The 17,902-nt window shown below is 65.6% G+C and carries 6 protein-coding genes; all 6 read left to right on the forward strand.

Annotated features, from left to right (window positions below):
- The first annotated feature begins 44 nt into the window (after positions 1-44).
- The 6 genes from pglW to ACTX90_RS09550 are packed head-to-tail and all read left to right on the forward strand — an operon-like array spanning position 45 to position 17,855.
- Positions 45-4,268 carry a BREX system serine/threonine kinase PglW gene (gene pglW / locus ACTX90_RS09525; RefSeq protein WP_443441986.1) on the forward strand — a complete coding sequence of 1,408 codons (4,224 nt, stop codon included), beginning with the start codon at positions 45-47 and terminating at the stop codon, positions 4,266-4,268.
- The gene (pglX, locus tag ACTX90_RS09530; protein ID WP_443441987.1) at positions 4,265-7,828 is read left to right on the forward strand and encodes a BREX-2 system adenine-specific DNA-methyltransferase PglX; all 3,564 of its coding nucleotides are present in this window, start codon (positions 4,265-4,267) and stop codon (positions 7,826-7,828) included. The genes pglW and pglX overlap by 4 nt, the downstream gene beginning before the upstream one ends.
- The gene (locus ACTX90_RS09535; RefSeq protein WP_443441988.1) at positions 7,825-11,625 is read left to right on the forward strand and encodes a DUF6079 family protein; all 3,801 of its coding nucleotides are present in this window, start codon (positions 7,825-7,827) and stop codon (positions 11,623-11,625) included. The genes pglX and ACTX90_RS09535 overlap by 4 nt, the downstream gene beginning before the upstream one ends.
- The gene (pglZ, locus tag ACTX90_RS09540; protein WP_443441989.1) at positions 11,622-14,372 is read left to right on the forward strand and encodes a BREX-2 system phosphatase PglZ; all 2,751 of its coding nucleotides are present in this window, start codon (positions 11,622-11,624) and stop codon (positions 14,370-14,372) included. The genes ACTX90_RS09535 and pglZ overlap by 4 nt, the downstream gene beginning before the upstream one ends.
- Positions 14,365-15,720, forward strand: coding sequence for a BREX system ATP-binding protein BrxD (brxD, locus tag ACTX90_RS09545; protein WP_443441990.1), 1,356 nt, complete (start codon positions 14,365-14,367; stop codon positions 15,718-15,720). Before pglZ ends, brxD begins: the two co-directional genes overlap by 8 nt.
- A complete protein-coding gene (locus tag ACTX90_RS09550; protein ID WP_443441991.1) occupies positions 15,717-17,855 on the forward strand; it encodes a DEAD/DEAH box helicase in 2,139 nt (712 codons plus the stop codon). Before brxD ends, ACTX90_RS09550 begins: the two co-directional genes overlap by 4 nt.
- Positions 17,856-17,902: the final 47 nt, after the last annotated feature.

Raw genomic sequence — 17,902 nt, forward strand, 5'->3', positions numbered from 1 at the left:
TGGTGCCCTTGTTCAGGGACCTTATTTGTCGCAAGGGAGGTGGCATGGAACAGAACCGCTGGATCGAGGTCAGCGAATCTCAGTTTGCACACGAGACTGAAGGCCTGCTCTATCTCAAGGACAGGATCCCTGGTCAAAGCCCCTACCGCGTCTGGAGCAACTTCGAGTTCCGCGACAACCGCGGAGGTTGGCATGAAGTCGATGCGCTGCTGCTGGGCCGCGGCGCCCTTCATCTCCTAGAGCTAAAATACTATTCCGGCCGCCTGGTCGGCAATGACACCCAGTGGCTTCGCAACGGTAAACGCGCAGAATCCTCTCCCCTGCTGTTGGCGCGCCGCAAGGCACAATATCTCGCCTCAAAGCTCAAGGATGCGCTCCATGACTGGGCTCGCGAAAAGGGCATCTCCGTTGAAGACACTCGGTCAATCGTCCCGTTCGTGAACCAAGCAGTCTTCCTGCACCATCCTTCGCTCACCAGCGACCTGCCACCTTCCGCTGCAGTCGGCCTCTACGGACTCGACGAGCATGAGGCCACCAGCCATCTACCTGGCATCAGCGCGCTGGTTGGCGAGGCACCGCGCTCCAACGCGGCCATCGGCCAAAACCAGGAAGCCATTCTCGTTGAGCTCATGGCCCGCATCGGACTGGTCCAGCGTCGTGAACGCGAGGCAGGTTCATGGATTATCGAGGACGGTGCACTCGACGAAGGGCCAGGCTGGCAGGATTGGCGCGGTTACCATAAGGTCGCCAAGCAGGAACCCGTCCGTATCCGCTTCCAAACCACTCCCCCCGGGACCGCGCAGTCGGTGGCCAGCCGCAACTACAAGATCGCCGAGCACGAATTCCGGCTGATGAACCGGCTCTCGCACGACGGGCTACTGCGCCCCCGCGACCTGGTGGATTCCGAGCTAGGCATCGGTCTGGTCTACGACCACTCCGACGGCATGCAACGCCTGGACCTATGGCTCGCCGAGCAGACCAACGGACTACCACTGGACCAGCGACTGTCCATGATACGGCAGCTCTCCGAAGCACTGGGCTACGCCCACCGCAACCAGGTGGTTCACCGCGGCCTGAGCCCGAAGGCCGTCTGGGTCAAAACGGTCCATGGCCAACCCAAGGTGCTCATCGGGGACTGGCAGAGCGCCGGTCTGGCCTCGAGGCAAGCGCTGACCGGTTTTGCCGGCGCTGGAGTCACGTCCCTGTTGGACACCCGCTCAGACCCCACCGCCGCAGACACATGGCTGACGGCTGCTTTTGAGGCGCCCGAAGGCCGCTGGCAGCCTGAATCGGCCGACCGCACCAAGGCTGACGTCTTCTCCCTGGGTGCCCTGGCCTACTACATTCTCACCTCACAGCGTCCGGCCGCCTCCACCGAGGCGCTGAAGGAACGCCTGCGCAACCAGCGGGGCCTCGACCTTTCGCTTGACCTGCCGGAGGTTTCGGCCAGCGTCCGTAGCGCCGTGCTCGGAGCCACCCGCCCGGCGCCCGGCGAACGGTACGACGACGTAGACAAGTTCCTGACGGAACTCTTCTCGTCAGCCTCCGCCAAGCCGCCCGCCGGGGAGGACGTCGACCCGGTCGACGCCGGTCCCGGCGATGTACTGGCCGACGGCCGGTTCACGGTGGTGCGCCGGCTCGGCCGCGGTTCCACCGCTGTCGGCCTGCTGGCCACCGACGCTAACGACGCCGACAGCCCGAGGGTGCTGAAGGTCGCCGTGGACGCCAAGGCGATGCAGCGGCTCCACGACGAGGCCGCGGTGCTCGGCACGTTGTCCGGCACCCGGCTGGTCAAGCTCCTCGAAGGCCCCGTAGCACTCGGCGAGCGGAGCGCGCTGGTGCTGGAAAGCGCGGGCGACCAGACACTGAGCGAACTGCTGCGCGAACGCAAGCGGCTGTCCCTGGACCTGCTCGAACGCCTCGGCCGGGACCTTTTGGAGGCGCTCGTCCAGCTCGACAAGGCCGGCGTGGACCACCGCGACATCAAGCCGGGCAATCTGGGCGTCCGCTCCGTACGCGGCGCCAAACACCTGGTGCTCTTCGACTTCTCGCTCTCCCGGGCGGCGGCCTCGGATATCACCGCTGGAACACCTCCGTACCTGGATCCGTTCCTCGGAGGTGCCCGCAGCCGCTTCGATTCCGCGGCGGAACGCTACTCCGCCGCAGTGGTCCTCTTCGAGATGGCCACCGGTCACACCCCGGTCTACGGCGATCCCCTGGCCGATCCTGCCTCCGTCCTGGACGACGTCACCATCGAACCAGGTGATTTCGACGGCGCCGTGGCGCAGCACCTGGTCCCCTTCTTCAGAGCAGCATTGGCCCGCGACGCCAAACGCCGCCAGGACACGGCAGCGGAAATGCTGGAGCAATGGCGGGGCGCCTTCCCGAACGACGCCACCACGGCGCCCGAGAACGCGGACGCGCTGGCCGACACAGCTACCACGGCCACGCCCCTTCAAAAATCCGGCCTCTCCGCTCGCGCGCTCTCCGCGATCGAGCCGCTGGGCGTCGATACCGTTGGGGATCTCATGGCGGTGGATCCGGTCCGGCTCAACGCCCTGCGCGGCGTGGCCCACGCCACCAAGCGGGAGGTTTCGGCCCGCGCAAACTCCTGGCGCACCAGGCTCGCCACAACGGGAAAACCCGCTGCCCCCGGAACCGGCCGCCTGCCCTCCGTCCTGGCATTGGCCGAACACCTCGTTGAGGCAGCCGGCACCAAGGCAGCGGTGCAGTCCCGCGCGGCCGCCGGGCTGATGCTTGGCACGTACGGCGCCGTCGACGCGTTCGTCACGCAGGCCCAGCTCGGTGCCAACCTCCCCAAGGCCGTCACGGCGGCCGCCGCCAACCAAGTGGTGGGCAGGCTTCAGACATCCTGGGCGGAAGACCCCCAGGTGCTGCAGTACCTGCGGCTGCTGACCGATGTGGTCACCGGCCGGCTCAAGGCCCTTGGCGGGGCCGCCACCATCGACGAACTCGCAGCGGCCATCCTTGCCGAGACCACCGTCGAATCACATCGCACCGGCGAAAACCAGCGCATCGCACGGGGCCTGTTGCGCATCGTGGTGGACCGCCAGCGCGCCCTCAAACGAGCCGACGCGGATGACGCTCCCTTGGAGCTGCGCCGCCGCGACGGCAATGCGGTGGTCATCGCCGCGGAAACGCAGCTTCTGGACCTCGCGGAACGGTTGGGCCGCGAGGCTGACGCCCTGCTGTCCCAGTCGACAGTGCAGCCGGCCCTCGTGCCGGCCGAACGCGTGCAACAGCGGTTGACGGCGCTCCTTGACACGGCGGACATCGATGATCCGCTGTTGCGCGACCGCGCCCGGCTGGCCGCACTGGCTGCGGGACTCTCCCGCCACGCCGCGGCGTCCGGCAGCGGCGAACTACACCACCGAAACCTGCCCCAGGTCGACGCCCTCAAACTGACGCTCGGAAGCGTCGCCGGTCCGCAACGGCTCTCCGCCCGCGAGATCACCGACCGTGTCCGGGTCCGTTTCCCCGCGGTCCCGTCCCTGCCCACCTCGGGACGCCTCGGCGAACTGCTCCGCGAGGCCGGGCTGGAGCTGGTGCACGATCCCGAAACCGGCACCTACGGCGCCCCCACCCTGGTGGACGGAAGCAGCCAAGGCTCCTCGCACCTTGCCACAGGCACCCACATCGGCGGACTGGCCCTCGGTGGCGACGCGCCGGACCAGAGACTGCGTGAAAGCATCGCCCATCGCTCGTTTTTGGCCTTGGGCGTCCGGGCCGACCGCTGCGAGTCCCTGGCCTCTAAGCTGGAGGCCGGGTTCGGCTCCCGGATCGTCGATGTCACAGCCCTGCTCATGGACGAGCTGCTGCGCCTGAGCCAGCAGGAGGGATTCCCCTCATGGCAGGCCCTGGTCAAGGCGGACGCCCGGCCCGAGAACGACCGCGCCACCCGCGGCGTTGCGGCCGCGGTCAACCGCGCTGTGCCGGTTGTAGAGGCCGCCATCGCTGAGGCTGCAGCTGACGCACCGGGCCAGGATCCCCGACCGGTCCTGATCGTCGAGGCCTCCCCGCTGGCACGCTACGGACGGGCGGACCTCATCCGGCAGTGGAGCGACCTGGCCACACGCCGCGGCCAAGCTGTGTGGGTCCTGCTGCCCCAGGTTGGTGCCACCCAGGGTCCGCTGCTCGACGGCGTGTCCGTGCAGTCCTCCCCCAACCAATACTTCCGCGTCGAAACCTCGTGGATCGACGAACAACCAGACTTCATCCCGGCAACAACACAAGGAGCCACCGCGTGACCATTGGCAAGGACCTCACCCCGAAGCTGCAAAAGCTGGTACTCAGGGTCGAGGACGACCTCCGCGACCGGCTCGAGGCCGACGTGGAGCTCAAGGCCCGCTGGCAGTCCGAGCACAACGACGCGTTACGTGCCGAACGAACGTCCTCTGCCTGGGTGAGCTGGCGAGACGACCGCGTCACCCAGTCAGCTGTCGGCTGGGTCCTCACCACGGTGTTCCTGCGGTTCTGCGAGGACAACGGTTTGCTCTCCAAGGTCTGGATCGCAGGTCCGGGTGCCCGCCGGCAAGAGGCCTTCGACGCCGAAAACGCCTACTTCCGCGCGTACCCGGAAAACACCTGGCGCGAATGGATTCTCGAAGGCGTAACGCACCTGCGGTCCTTCCCCGCCACGGCCGAACTGGTCGACGAGCATGCAGCGCTGTGGCAGGTGTCCACCTCCGGCACCATGGCCAAGGAAATCCTGGACTTCTGGCGCGCCACGGACGAGGATGGCGTCCCTCTCTACGACTTCGAGGACGAGGAGCTGTCAACCCGCTTTCTCGGCGACCTCTACCAGGACCTTTCCGAGTACGCGAAAAAGACGTTCGCGCTGCTGCAGACTCCGGAGTTTGTCGAGGAGTTCATACTCGACCAGACGCTCACCCCGGCGCTGGCCGAGCGCCCGCTTGAGGGGTTCAAGCTCATCGATCCGACCTGCGGCTCCGGCCATTTCCTGTTGGGAGGCTTCCAGCGCCTGCTGGACGAGTGGAGCGCCAAGGCACCAAACTTGGAGACCCGCGAACGCGTGCAGAAGGCGCTCGATGCGATCCACGGCGTAGACCTCAACCCCTTCGCGGTGGCCATCGCCCGCTTCCGGCTCACCATCGCCGCGCTACAGGCCACGGGCGAACGAGACCTAGAGCGAGCTCCTGACTTCCGGTTCCACCTCGCCGCGGGCGATTCCTTGCTCCACGGACGCGCGGATCGTGCCTTCGAGCAGGAGGGCTTCGACCTCGATGCACAAATGAGCGGTTTCGCTTATTCGGTCGAAGACCGTGAGCTATTGGAAAGCATCCTGACTGAGAACCAGTACGACGTCGTGGTCGGGAACCCGCCGTACATCACGGTCAAGGACAAGACCCTCAATGCGCGCTACCGCCAGCTCTACAAGTCTTGCAAAGGCAAATACGCGCTGTCTGTCCCGTTCATGGAACGCTTCTTCCGGCTGGCCAAGTTCGGTTCGGACAAGCAAACCGCTGGCTGGACCGGGCAGATTACTTCGAATTCCTTCATGAAGCGGGAGTTCGGCTCCAAGATCATCGAGGAGTACCTGACAGGCCAGGACCTGCGATTGGTTGTCGACAGCTCCGGTGCATACATTCCGGGCCACGGCACCCCCACGGTCATTCTCGTCGGCAAACACCAGCACCCCATAAGCCAGACGGTGCGCGCGGCGCTGAGTATGCGGGGAGAGCCGGGCCCGCCTGAAGACCCAGCCAAAGGTTTGGTCTGGACGGCCATCACCGAAAATATTGACTCCCCTGGCCACGAAGACGAATGGGTCAATGTCACAGAATTGCACCGTAGCAAGTTCGCAACGCATCCTTGGAGCCTGACTGGCGGTGGCGCGCAAGAGACAAAGTCTGCGCTTGAGAGCAGCAATACAACCCGGCTTGACTCCTGGACAGGCCGTATCGGTTTCTTCGGAATTACCGGATTTGACGAACTGGCTCTGGCACCAGCATCTACTTTCGCTCGCTGGGGCGTCGATAAGAAGACCACGCTCGAACATATCGCTGGTGACGAAGTTCGAGATTGGGAGCTTCGTCCGGCTGAGTTCGTCTACTACCCGTATGCCGCCAAGGAGTTGACGCCACTCGACACGTACTCTGAACGCTTCCTATGGCCGCATCGTGCTCACCTTGAAGCTCGAAAGACCTTCACCGGCCAAAGCTACAAGGACGCCGGACGCGCGTGGTGGTCTTGGCACCAGCTCCCTGACGACTCGTCTCTTGCTCCTTGGGCCATCTGTTTCTCGCAAGTGGCGACCCACGGGCATTTCTCGTTGTCTCGGGCGGATCGTGCTTACAACAGCACGGCAACCATTATTCGTTTGCGAGCAGAATCTTCAGAAGAAGAACATTTAAGTCTGCTCGGCGTCCTCAATTCATCAACCGTCTGTTTTTGGTTGAAGCAGACCTGTTACCCAAAGGGGGGAGATCCGGTTGGCGGTGACGGGGCGCGAGTCTCTCAACAGCCTTGGTCGGACAGGTACCAATTCAACGCGGCCAATGTCGCTGATATTCCGCTGCCAAATCGGCTGCCAGGTGAAACAGGACGCAAGCTAGACAGCTTGGCACAGGCGTTGGCTAGTACGTCGCCTTATGCCCTCTCGTATAACCCTCCGCCCTCAAAAGCCGACCTTTCTGATGTGCAGCATAAGGCTCACGCCATACACGTTCAGATGGTGACAACCCAAGAAGAGCTCGATTGGGAGACCTACTGGCTATATGGCTTGGCAGATGAGGACCTCACCTACAAAGGTGCTTCGAGTCCTAAAGTAGAGCTCGGGCAGCGAGCCTTCGAAATCGTGCTTGCCCGACAGATCGCGTCTGGAACAACAGACTCCACGTGGTTTTCCCGGCACGGCTCCACACCAGTCACGGAAATCCCGACGGACTGGCCAGACGACTACCGAGAGCTAGTCAAACGACGGATCGATGCCATTGAATCCAACGCGCACATCCGGCTACTGGAGAAGCCCGAGTACAAGCGACGCTGGGCAACGGAGCCGTGGGAGAAGCAGCAGGAACGTGCCCTCCGAGGATGGCTGCTGGACAGGCTGGAGGACCGCTCCTTCTGGTTCGATGCTCAGGACCGTCCCGCTGCCCGCAGCATCTCCCAGCTCGCCGACGTGGTTTCCCGCGATGCCGATCTGGTGAGCGTACTGGCACTGTGGGACGAAACCTTGGACGTCGATGTCACCAAGGCCCTGACCAAGCTGCTGACGGATGAGGCCGTACCCTACCTCGCGGCCCATCGGCTCAAGGAACCGGGTCTGCGCAAGCGCGAGGCGTGGGAGGAGACCTGGGACCTGCAGCGCCGTGAGGATGCCGGCGAGGACGTGGGCAAGATTCCCGTGCCACCGAAGTACACCAGCACGGACTTCCGCAAAGCCTCAGTGTGGCAGGCTCGCGGCAAGCTCGACGTCCCTAAGGAACGCTTCATCCTCTATCCGGAGGCAGGGCGGTCTACCGACCCGACGCTGCTGATCGGGTGGGCCGGATGGGACCATGCCCAGCAGTTCCTGGTCCTCGCAACCCTCATGGACGAACGGATCGCTGAGGGTGCAGACGATGACAAGCTGGTACCGCTGGTCACCGGCATGGCAGAGGTTCTGCCGTGGGTCAAACAGTGGCATGCCGATCTGGACCCCACCTTTGGCATGAGCATGGCGGACTTCGCTTCCGCGCAGCTGGAGGAACGGATGACCCAGCTCAACGTGTCCACCACCGACCTGAAGGCCTGGCGTCCCGCCCCGGCCACCCGCGGCCGCCGCACCAGCAAGGAGAACGTATGACCATCCTACTTCGCGATGTCTTCGACATCCCCGAAAGCGCGGGCGTAGAGGACTATGTCCTGCGCCTCACGGACGCCGTTAGCGGCGACGGAGTCCGCCACGCCTTGGACGACTACGTGGTCACCCCGTCGTTGGTCGAGGCCTTCGATTCCGCGCTGGGCTTGGTGTCCAACGCCCTCACCACCGGCATCAACCGCGGCGCGTTCCTGACCGGTTCCTTCGGCTCCGGCAAGTCGCACTTCATGGCGGTCCTGCACGCCCTGCTCCGCCACGACCCCAAGGCCCGCTCCGTGGTGGAACTCCAGGAGACGGTGGCCCGCCACGACCCCGTGCTCTCCGGAAAGAAGATCCTCCCGTTGGCCTTCCATTTCCTCGACGGCAAGTCCATGGAACAGGTCATTTTCGACGCCTACGTGCGGCACATCCAAACGGCGCACCCCGAGTCTCAGCTGCCGGCGCTGTTCGCCTCCGACGCGATGCTGGAGGATGCGGAAAAGCTACGCCGGCAAATCGGAGACGAGGCCTTCCTGAAGGGGCTGGGCGGGGATTCCGGCGGGGACGAGTTCGATGAATTCGCGGGGCTGCTCGGCTCCAGCGGCTGGAGCCTGGAACGCTACCAGGCGGCCCGCAACGCCCCTGCCCAAAGCGTGGACCGGCAGTCGCTGGTCAGCGATCTGGTGGGCGCGTACTTCAACTCCTACGTCCGCTCCGGCGAATATGTGGACCTCGACACCGGCCTGGCAGCGATGTCCTCCCACGCAAAGTCACTCGGGTACGACGCCGTCGTGTTGTTCCTCGACGAACTGGTCCTGTGGCTCGCCTTCGGCATGCACGAGCCCGAGTTCTTCCGCCGCGAATCCCAGAAGCTGACCAAGCTGGTGGAGGGCTCGTACGGGAGCCTCGATGCCCCGTTGGTCTCCTTCGTGGCCCGGCAGATGGACCTGCGCAAGTGGTTCGCCGACGCTGGCGCCAACGGTGCCCAACAGGAAGCTCTCGAATCCGCGTTCCGGCATCAGGAGGGACGCTTCGCCAAGATCGAACTCGGTGATGACAACCTCCCCTTCGTCGCCAGCAAGCGCCTGCTGAGCCCCAGGGACGCCGGCGCGCGGCAGTCCATCGACGACGCCTTCACCCGGCTTGACCGCAACCCGAAGGTCTGGGACGTGCTGCTCGACGGCGTCAACGCCGACGACCAGCACCGCGGATCCGACGAAAAGGCCTTCCGCCTGACCTACCCTTTTGCACCCGCGCTGGTCTCCACCCTGCGTTCGCTGGCCAGCGTGATGCAGCGCGACCGCACCGCGCTGAAGGTTATGCAGCAGATGCTGGTCGAGCGGCGGAACACCATGGGCATCGACGAGGTCATTCCCGTAGGCGACAGCTTCGACTACATCGTCAAGGGGCAGGCAGGTGCGGCCCTGGACGCCCAGGCTGCGGCGCTCTTCCGCTCCGCGACCCAGCTGTACCAGGACAAGCTGCTGCCCAAAATCCTGTCCACCCACCATATGGTTGCAGCTGATCTGGCGGATCCATCCCGCTGGACCCCGGCGTTCCGTGCCGATGACCGGCTCGCCAAGACGCTGCTGCTCTCCGCCGTCGCCCCGAACGTCCCGGCGCTCAAAGCGCTGACCGCAGCCCGGCTCGCCTCGCTGAACCACGGCTCCATCGCCTCCCCGTTGCCCGGCGGCGAAGCCAACATCGTGCTGGCGAAGGTCAAGGCCTGGGCCCGCGAGGTGCCGGAGATCCACGTGGGCTCCGAGCCGCTGAACCCGATCATCCGCGTACAGCTCTCCAACGTGGACTACGAATCAATCGTCGACAAGGCCAAGGGCGAGGACAACCCCGGGCGCCAGCGCGAGCTCATCCGCAAGCTGGTCGCCGATGGCCTGGGCCTGGAACTGGGCGAGTCCGACGCGTGGAACGTCTACCGTCACCCGCTCATCTGGCGGGGGTCGAAGCGGGAAATCGAGCTGGTCTTCGGCAATGTCCGCGATGCCGGCTGGCTCACCGACGACCACTTCCGTGCCGGGGCCGGTGCGTGGCGGTTCGTCATCGACCACCCCTTCGACGAGCAGCAACACACCGCGACGGAGGACATCGAGCGCATCGAAAACTTGCGCGCCCGCAACTTCACGTCCAACACCGTCGTCTGGCTGCCGCGTTTCCTGTCCGCGGATTCCATGCGAGACTTGCGCCGCCTGGTGGTGCTCGACTGGCTGCTGGATGGCGCCGGGGAACGCTGGAACAGCCACGCCAACCACCTCAGCGAGGTGGACCGCCAGCAGGCCCGCGGCATCCTCGAATCCCAGCAGACCGCCCTCCGAGAGGGCCTGCTGCGCGTCATCCAGCAGGCCTACGGCGCCGCCACCCCCGCGCCGGGTGCCTTGCTTGAGGACCCGGCTCATGTGGAGGTCCTCTACTCGCTGGATGCCGAGTACCTGCCGCAGCCGCCGGTCGGCGCCACCCTTGGTGCGGGCTTCAAGCAGCTGGTGAACAGGGCGTTTGAATCCAGCTACCCCGCCCACCCGCGCTTCGAGCCGGAGGACACCGAGGTCCGTATTGCCGACCTCAAGGCCGTGGCGGCCGCCCTGGAGGCAGCGTCCGCCGAACCGGAGGGCCGGGCCCAGTACCCCGGTGATTCCCGCCCGGTCCGCCGGGTCGCCAACCCGCTGGAGGTCGGCTTGGCCGGGGAAACCCATTTCCTCTTCGGGGACGGCCGCTTCGGCCGCTGGGGGGCGATCCTGGAACGGGGCCTGTCCAAGGCCGGCATCGGCAACGAGGACCCCGTCAAGGTGTCCCTGCTGCGGGAAATCATCGACGCCGTCGAACCTGCCCACGGGCTGCGCCACGAGGTCTCCGACCTCATCATCATCGCCTGGGGCCTGTTGCGGCAGCGAGCGTGGTTCAACCACGGCGGTGCACTGCCCTCCGCGCCCCCACCGGGTTCCCTCCAGCCGAGCATGGAGCTGCGCTCCCAGCCGATGCCCACCGAACAGGAATGGGAAGCCGCACGCCTCGCCGCGGGTAGCGTCTTCGGGATCGACATTCCCAAGTACCGCACCCCGGCATCCGTGGCCACCCTTGTGGATGCGATGCGCGCGCTGGCCCGGCGAAGTGTTGCCGAAGCCGAAGCGCTCGTGCAGGCATTGGAAACCGCGGCATCCCGCCTCGGATCAAACGCTTGGCCCAGGCTAGACCTTGCCCGCAACATGGCCATGGCCCTCAACAAGCTGCAGCACCAGGCCGGCGTCACGCTGATCCAATCCTTGGCAGAACTGGACCTCCAAGCCACTGCCCCGGAAGCCGCGGCTTCGCTGGCCAAGGCGAAGGACGTCGCGGCAGCGCTGAATAGCTTCCAGTGGAACCGGATCAGTCCCGCGATCCAGGCTGCCACGGGCACGGACGAACGCGCCCAAGGGGCCCAGGCTATCTTGGACCGGCTCACCATGGCCCTGCGTTCCCATGAGCAGGCCCAGTCCTGCGCCACGGCACTTCGGAACGCGGTGGACGAGACCATCGATTGGCTAGCTGCTGCACCCGTCCCGACGGTTCCGCCGTCCACGGCCTCGCCCGTTGGACCTGGCACCCCACCGTTCGCCGGCCCCGTACCATTCCCTGGGCCGGGTCCGAAGGGACCGGGCGATATCCCGCTGCCCCCAGCATCGCCGGTGCCTTCCACGCCCGGCGGAGAGTGGCGCACAACCACCGGTTCGGCCACCACCGTGGCCGAGCTGGAGCAGTTCATCCGGAGCAACCCGGGCAAACGCATCGAAGTCCAATGGAGGATCATCGAGTGAGCGAACAGACGACCCTCGCCGGCACGGTAAGCACCGCCGTGGTGCGATCGCTCATCGCCGCCGCACGCAAGGACGGCACGCAACGGGTGATCGGCGTGCGCGCCGACCCGGCCCCGGACTCCGAACGTCGGTTCACCGATGCAGGGGAACCGGTCCACGTGCTGCCGTGCATCTCTTCGCTGGCAATCCGTGATGCGCTGCGACGTCGTGGCGATGGCGAGTGGCTCGTCATCCTCACCGACCGGCCCGAAGACGATCTCGGGGCCGGAATCCTGGGGCATTTCGCGGGCCAACGGCTGCGGGCCCCCAGTGCGTTGGACGCGCTGAAGGAACGTTTCGGTGCCGACCGGATCGACCGCACGCTGGCCACGCTCGAGCAACGGCTTCTCGTGGCGCAGGGCATGCTGCGCATCACCCCGGACGAGGGGTGGCCGGCGGCACCCGGAGCCGTGCTGGGCATCGACCATGCCTTCGGAGCGGTCGCTGCGCGCCGGCTGGCCATGCCGGACGGACCGGTGGACGCGCTCAGTGTCCTTGACTGGTGCACCCGCCCCGATGCCACGGACCGGGTGACAGACCTCCGCGAGTTCGGCGGCCCCGAACTCACGGACTCGGTCCTGACCTGGCTGACAGGCCGTACCGGGTACGCAGGCCTGCCGTTGCTGCGGCTGCTGCAGGCCGGACGTGCCGCGGAGGTGCTGCCGGTGGGCCTTGCCCTGCATGTGCTCACCGCAACTCACGTCCGCGCCCCGCAGGACCGGCAGCTCACCGAGCTGGCCCTGGCCCGCCTTGAATACCTGTGGACTGGTTCCGGGGACCCGGTCACCGCGTCCATGCTCGCGGCCCTGGGGCAAACCGCGCGCAGCGTCGTCGAGACACTCTTGGACGACCCCGCCCGTTGGCAAGAGGGCCATGCCGCCCTGCAGGCAGCCGACCGGCTGCTGACCAAGATCCAGGCCTCCAGCCTGGGCCGCGATTCGTCCTTGCTGCCCACCGGTCTCACCGCCGCGCTGCAGCAATTGGCCGATGCCCTGCGTTCATTCCCCGGATCCGGGACCGACACCGTGGAAAAGGCCTGGGCCAACGTGGAGACCCACCGTTTGGCCTACCCGCTGCGGGGCAATGCGCCGGATCCCCGCGTGGGCCCGTTCCATGCCGCCGTCCGGCTGGCCCGCTGGCTTGGGGCCGAGGACCCGGCGCCGGCCAACCTTGCCGAGGCCGTACGCCTGCACTCACACAACGATGCCTGGGTGGACGTCGCCTACAATGATGCCTCCGCAGGGGTCACCGACCAGCTGCTAGGCGAAGGACTTGGCACCGTCCTGCGGCTCACCGAGGAACGCCGCCGTAGCCACGACCGCACCTTTGCGAAGCTGCTGGCTGCCTCCACGGCGGCCGACGAAGGCCGCGCCAACGGCTTCCTGGACGGCACCGGCGACCGTGTCTGGCATCTAGAACGTCTGCTGACCTCGGTGGTCATGCCACTGGCCCGCACTACGGAAACCTTGCTGCTGGTGCTGGACGGGATGAGCGCTGCCACCGCAGCGGAGCTCGCTTCAACGATCCTGCACGGCTCCGAAGGCTGGACCGAAGCCATCCCCGACTCCTCCCAGCGCCGCGGTGCCGCCGTGGCCGTCCTGCCCACGCTAACCACCCTGAGCCGGGCGTCGCTGTTCAGCGGCGAGCTGGCGTCCGGCGGGCAGAACGTCGAAGCCTCCGGGTTCGCCGCAGTGGCCAAGTCCGGTGGGATAGAGCGGCCAGTCCTGTTCCACAAGACACCGCTTGACTCGTCCCGTCCCGGACTCGCACTGCAAGATGACATCGCCGTGGCCATCGCCGACCCGCAAACGCGCTTGGTGGCCTGCGTCCTGAATACCATCGACGATGCCCTGGACAAGAGTGACCCCGCCGGGACCACCTGGACCCCGGAGACCATCCGTCATCTGCGGCCCCTGCTCTCAGCGGCCATGGCCGCAGGGCGCACCGTGGTCATGACCTCCGACCACGGTCATATCGTCGAACGCCGACGCGGGGTACTGCGCGCATTCGACGAAACCAGCAGTGCCCGTTCCCGTGCCGGGGTCGGCGCGGTGGGTGAGGACGAGATCCTAGTCCAGGGTCGTCGTGTACTTGTTGAGGGAGGTCGCGCGGTGCTCGCCGTCGACGACACCGTACGCTACGGGCCCGTTAAGGCCGGCTATCATGGGGGCGCATCCCCCGCGGAGGTCGTGGTGCCGATCGTCGTGCTGGTTCCGGGCTCCACCATGCCCTTCGGGTGGAGGGAAGCACCGATGCAAGAACCTCTATGGTGGTCGGTGGCAGGGCTCGCCCCGGCTCCGGTCCGTCAGACAATCGGGAGCGGGTTGACCGCGCCAGGGAAAGACAACACCTCGTCATTGTTTGAGGAAATCGCCGAAACCGCTGTGGCAGACCCCGGTATGGGTGCCTCCGTCATCGCCTCGGCAACCTACAAGGCACAGAAAGCGATCGCCGGACGCCTAGCTGTCGCAGACGTGCAGGTCGGGTCGCTGTTGGATGCGCTTGTCGCAGCTCCGGCGGCCCGGTTGACCAAGGAGGCCGTCGCCAGCGTCCTCCAGATCCCGCCAATGCGGATGAGCGGGGCCGTTGCCCAGCTCCAGAAGCTGCTCAACGTGGAAGGGTACGGAGTGCTGCGCGTTGACGGTGCTTTCCTGGTCCTGGACGCGCAGCTGCTCGCCGAACAGTTCGAGGTGGCAAAACATGCCTGAAGTTTCCCCTCGCAGGCGCCGCGAAGTCATCGACGCGCTGCGCCGTGGTACTGTCCCGGCCAACGGACTGGACCTGCTCGCCGTCGGGTTGGACAGGTTCCAGCAGGCAGTCGCTGAGGAACTGGACGCCGTTGCCGGCGGTAGCGCCGTGGTCAAGGCGGTCAGGGGCGAGTACGGCACCGGCAAGACCTTCTACACGCGCCATCTTGCGGAGAAGGCCTTGCAGCGGGGATTCGCTGCCGCCGAGGTGCAAATTTCGGAGACCGAGACGCCGCTGCACAAACTCGAGACCGTCTACCGACGGATCACCGAATCGCTGAGAACCGCTTCCGTGGCCCCAAGCGCGTTCCGCTCGGTGCTGGATGCGTGGCTGTTCACGCTCGAGGACGATGCGATCGTGGCCGACCCTTCGCTGGGTTCGGGTTCCCCCGATGCCTTGGCCGCCGCCACGGAGGAATTGTTGGACCGGAGACTGGCGGACGTCAGCTCGAAGACGCCTGCGTTCGCCCAGGCATTGCGCGGCTACAGATCCGCAGTGGCCGCCGGCGATGCCGCCACCGCGGACGGGTTGGCGGCTTGGCTCGGCGGGCAACCGCACGTCGGGGCCGCGGCCAAGCGCGGGGCCGGAGTACGAGGTGACTTGGACCATTTCGGGGCGTTGGGGTTCTTGCAGGGACTCCTGCTGATCCTGCGTGATGCCGGGCACCCTGGCCTGCTGGTGGTACTCGACGAGGTGGAGACCCTGCAGCGGATGCGCTCCGACGTGCGGGACAAGGCTCTCAACTCCCTTCGTCAGCTCATGGACGAGGTAGATTCCGGGCGGTTCCCGGGGCTATACCTGGTGTTGACCGGGACTCCTGCGTTCTTCAACGAGCCCTCAGGGGTGCCACGGCTGGCACCACTTGCCCAGCGACTGTCCACTGATTTCGGGACCGACGCACGCTTCGACAACCCCCGGGCCGTGCAGATCCGACTGTCCGGATTCGACCGTGCGTCGTTGGAGACACTCGGCTCCAAGGTCCGGGACCTGTACGCCGACGGGGCTTCCGGAGCCGAGCGCATCTGCCAGCTGGTGGACGATGAGTACATAGTCGACCTTTCCGCAGCCGTTACCGGCGGGCTGGGCGGCAAGGTGGGCATTGCACCGCGTATCTTCCTGAAGAAGCTTGTTGGTGACGTGCTGGATCGGGTTGATCAGTTCCAAGACTTCGACCCGCGGGTCCACTACGCGTTGACACTGTCCCGTGAGGAGATGAGCCCGGAGGAACGCAATGCCGCCAGCCCTACGGCAAGCGGCAACGAAGGCGGCATCGCAGCGACCGCTGATGACATCGAACTAAACCTGTGAGCCAGGCGGAATTGGGGTTCGATGCCCTCAACATAGTTCTCCAGCACCACATCGCAAACACGCTGGGCTGGAGCGGTTTGCGGCCGCTGCAGTCCGAGTCTATTGGGCCGGTGCTACGGGGAGACGATGCGTTGTTGCTGGCGCCAACGGCGGGCGGCAAGACCGAGGCCGCGATGTTCCCGTTGCTAACCCGCATGGCCGACGAGACTTGGACCGGGACGTCAGTTCTCTACGTCTGTCCATTACGTGCGTTGCTCAACAATCTGGAGCCCCGAGTGTCGTCCTACGCAGGGTGGCTGGGACGCAGCGCCTCCGTGCGCCACGGAGACACGACCACCGGGGTCAGGAAGCGGCAGGTTTTTGAACGGCCCGACATCCTGCTCACGACGCCGGAATCGCTTGAGTCGATGCTGGTATCCACCATGGCCAACCCGCAGCAGCTGTTCGCTGACGTCCGCGCCATCGTCGTCGACGAAGTCCACGCGTTCGCGGGCGACGATCGTGGCTGGCACCTACTTGGGGTACTGGAGCGGATTTCGCAACTGGCAGGCCGGCCACTGCAGCGCATCGGTCTCTCGGCAACGGTCGGGAACGCACCAGACCTGCTGTCTTGGCTGCAGGGCAGCAATCGAGTCCGCGGCGTGCAACCCAGCGTCGTCGCTCCGGAAGGCGGGTCAGCGTCCACGCCGGAACTGCAGCTCGACTTCGTGGGTAGCGACCTTAACGCCGCGAAAGTGATTTCCGCGCTGTACCGGAGCGAAAAGCGACTGGTATTCGCAGACTCCCGGCGCACGGTCGAAAAGGTTTCCCTGAACCTGCGTGAGCTGGGGACTTCCACCTTCGTGTCCCACTCCTCGCTCTCCGTCGATGCACGGCGCCAGGCCGAAGCAGCGTTCGTGGAGGCGCGGGACTGCGTTATTGTATCCACGTCGACATTGGAGCTCGGCATCGATGTGGGCGACCTCGACAGGGTAGTGCAGATCGGAGCTCCCCGGACGGTCGCCTCGTTGTTGCAGCGCTTGGGACGGACCGGCCGGCGGCCGGGGACCTCGCGGAACATGCTGTTCCTGTCTACCGACGATGCACAATTCCTCCGTACCTGCGGGCTCTTGCTGTTGTGGTCCGAAGGGTACGTGGAGCCGGTGGTTCCGCCTCCGTCACCTATCCACGTGGCTGCGCAGCAGTTACTCGGCCTGACGCTGCAGGAGCGAAGGGTCGGAGTGGCCACCTGGCAAGAATGGTTTTCCGGACTTGATCTGGCTCCGGCGGATCAGTGGCAGGAAATCGCTGACTGGTTGGTGGAAACCGGACACCTCGATTCGGATCAGGGCATGCTGTTCATGGGACCCGAAGCCGAGCGCAAGTACGGCGGAATCCACTACCGGGACCTCATGGCCGTCTTCACCGCCGACCCACAAGTGGTGATCCTGCACGGGCGAGAGGACATCGGCTCGGTCGATCCGATGCTGCTCCAGCGCAAAGTCGACGGACCCCGACTTTTGACCCTCGGTGGCAGAGCCTGGCAAGTGAACTACATCGATTGGAAGCGGCACCGCGCCTACGTGGAGCCCTCCCCCACCGCTGCCGATTCCAAGTGGTCTAGCATGCCGCAACCGGAGTCCTTTGCCCTCAGCGACGCAACCCGCAGGGTCTTGCTCGGGGCAGACATGTCCGGTGTTCTGCTGTCAAAGCGTGCCCTCGCGAAGCTCTACGAACTGCGCGAGGAATATGCACCTCGGGTCGCGGACAAGGACACTGCCCTTGTGCGCGAGGCAACCGGCCGATTGCGATGGTGGACCTGGGCAGGGGCCCGTGCCAACGCAGTGCTGGTTTCCGCTCTGCTGGAATTGGCTCCCGAGCTGCTCGACGAATCCCGTGCCTACAACAACTGGCAGATCGGGCTCCGAGGAGATGTCACAGCCGGGACGTTGGGCGGCGTACTTCGAGACGTTCGCCAGGCGTTGCTAATCGAACCAACCCGATTTCTGCCCCAGATTGATGCCCGTGCTCTGAAAGCATTGAAATTCTCCGAACTCCTACCCTTGGAGTTAGCCATAGGCACTATGGCAGAACGGACTGGGGAACCGGAGAAAGCGGCAGAAATTTCTGCACGGCCGATCGTTTCACTTCAGTAAAAGATCAAGCACACCCGAGCGTTGACATCCAACAGGATCTGCGCAGC

Source organism: Glutamicibacter soli, from assembly GCF_052322135.1.
In the GTDB taxonomy this organism is placed as follows: Bacteria; Actinomycetota; Actinomycetes; order Actinomycetales; family Micrococcaceae; genus Glutamicibacter; species Glutamicibacter soli.

Coding starts and splice junctions, on each gene's coding strand:
- brxD (WP_443441990.1), top strand. CDS start 14,365: ATGCCTGAAGTTTCCCCTCGCAGGCGCCGCGAAGTCATCGACGCGCTG.
- ACTX90_RS09535 (WP_443441988.1), top strand. CDS start 7,825: ATGACCATCCTACTTCGCGATGTCTTCGACATCCCCGAAAGCGCGGGC.
- pglW (WP_443441986.1), top strand. CDS start 45: ATGGAACAGAACCGCTGGATCGAGGTCAGCGAATCTCAGTTTGCACAC.